A 1,995-nucleotide genomic window follows, 5' to 3' on the forward strand; every position below is an offset into this window, starting at 1 on the left:
TGACCATCGGGCTCTATGTGATGACCACCAGCCAGGACGAGACTGCCCGGCTCCGTGAACAGGTGAGCCTGCAGACCCGAGTCATCGAGCGCTGATCTCGGCTTGTCGCCGGGCTCGGCGTCCGGCCAGCCGGCCCCAGACGATCGCGATGACGCTGAGGGCGATCATCAACGCAAGAATCGCAAATGCGTTGCGCATGAACAGCGCCTCGGGAAGGTAGTTGATGATGGGGTCGGTACGCGGATCGAAGATCCAAAGGTCGTTGCTGAAGAAGAGCTCGTGGAAGACGACGAACGAGCGGTCGAAGTCGACGAGCAGCGGGATCGCGATAAGCACCGGGGTGGCCAGGGTGATGATGCCGCCGGCGGTCAGAAACCCGGACGACCGGTGTCTGCGCCACAGCCAGATTCCGACGACCAGCCCGATGACCAGGCAGATCAGTCCGGTCTGCACGAAGATCTGGAAGATCTGCTTGGCGTCGACGAAGTGCTGGCTTCCGGATGCGGACATCGGCAAGGTGTCCAGCTGCAGCTCGTCGACCCATGGGAACAGGCTGAAGCGGACGACACGGTCGTAATTCTGCTGCATCTCGGCCGCGGAGAGGCCGTAGTTGTTGACCAGGCCGCCGGAGAACCACGGGTAGCTGAAGGTCGCGGCAAGGACTGCGGTCACCGAATTGCCGAGGATGGCTCCCGCGACGGCTATCGAAGCCAGCACGCCCGCTACACGTTTCATGCAGGCGAGACTAGCGCGGCCCGCTGGCCACGATGGTTTGGCTGCCTGCTGACCGTCGGGTGACGATCAGCTAAGCTCCTTTCGAAGGTAAAGAAAGGTCAGGGATGACGTGAAGCTCAACGACTTGGAGCGACAACTCGCAGCCGGCAATCTCGATGTCGAGATCCAGCGAATCTACGCGAGTGGTGAGCAGGATGTCGCGCCGACGCGCGCACGTCTGAGTGAGCTGGCGGGAACGTTCAGGACCACCTTCGGCGACCGGGAAGTGGGACTATACTCCGCTCCGGGGCGCACGGAGATGGGCGGCAACCACACCGATCATCAGCGCGGGCAGGTCTTGGCCGGGTCGGTGAATCTCGACATGGTCGCCTGCGCGGGGCGCAATTCGTCCGATACCATCCGGATCGCCTCTGACGGCTATCCGCTGCTCGAGCTGGACGCAACCGCACTCGAGCCGGTCGCGGGCGAGGAGGGCACATCGGCGTCGCTGGTGCGCGGCATCTGCCGGGCGATGACCGATCGTGGTTATGCGGTCGGCGGTTTCGATGCCTGCATCACCTCGCAGGTGCCCGGCGGTTCGGGCCTGTCGTCCTCGGCGGCCTACGAGATCCTCATCGGGGTGATCGTCAACCACCTCTTCTGTGACGACGACCTCTCCGCCATCGAACTCGCCCAGGTCGGGCAATATGCGGAAAACGTCTTCTTCGGCAAGCCGTCGGGCCTGATGGATCAGATGGCCAGCTCGGTGGGCGATATCGTCCACATCGATTTTGCCGATCCTGCCAATCCGGTCGTGCTGCCGATCGCGTTCGACATGGCTGCGTCCGGGCATGTCTTGTGCATCGTGGATTCCGGAGCCGATCACGCCGATCTGACCGACGAATACGCGGCGATCACCGACGAGATGGGCGCGGTCGCGCGGTATTTCGGCAAGCAATACCTGAGCGAGGTCCCGGCGGACCAGTTCTGGGCCGAGCTACGCGCGGTTCGGGCGGCGACCGGCGATCGGGCAGTGCTGCGGACTGCGCATTTCTTCACCGACGATGCCCGGGTTGCTGAGCAGGCGTCGGCTTTGGCCGAAGGACGCTTCTCCGACTTCTTGGAACTGGTCCGTGCCTCGGGCGTCTCGTCCGCGATGCAGCTGCAGAACCTGTTCAGCCCGGCCACTCCCGGGCAGCAGGCGGTGGGGGTGGCGATCATGCTGGCCACCCATCTGCTGGGTGGACGTGGCGCAGTCCGCGTGCACGGCGGCGGTTTCGC

At 64.2% G+C, this 1,995-nt stretch carries 2 protein-coding genes; one reads left to right on the forward strand and one right to left on the reverse strand.

The features are described from left to right. Positions 1-81: 81 nt before the first annotated feature. A complete protein-coding gene (locus AAFP05_RS05185) occupies positions 82-735 on the reverse strand; it encodes a TIGR01906 family membrane protein (RefSeq protein WP_341728790.1) in 654 nt (217 codons plus the stop codon). 109 nt (positions 736-844) lie between these two features. Here AAFP05_RS05185 and AAFP05_RS05190 point away from each other — a divergent pair. Beyond that, a partial coding sequence (locus AAFP05_RS05190; protein ID WP_341728791.1) for a galactokinase family protein occupies positions 845-1,995 on the forward strand: 1,151 nt, incomplete at its 3' end.

This window comes from Brooklawnia sp., assembly GCF_032229645.1.
GTDB lineage: Bacteria > Actinomycetota > Actinomycetes > Propionibacteriales > Propionibacteriaceae > Brooklawnia.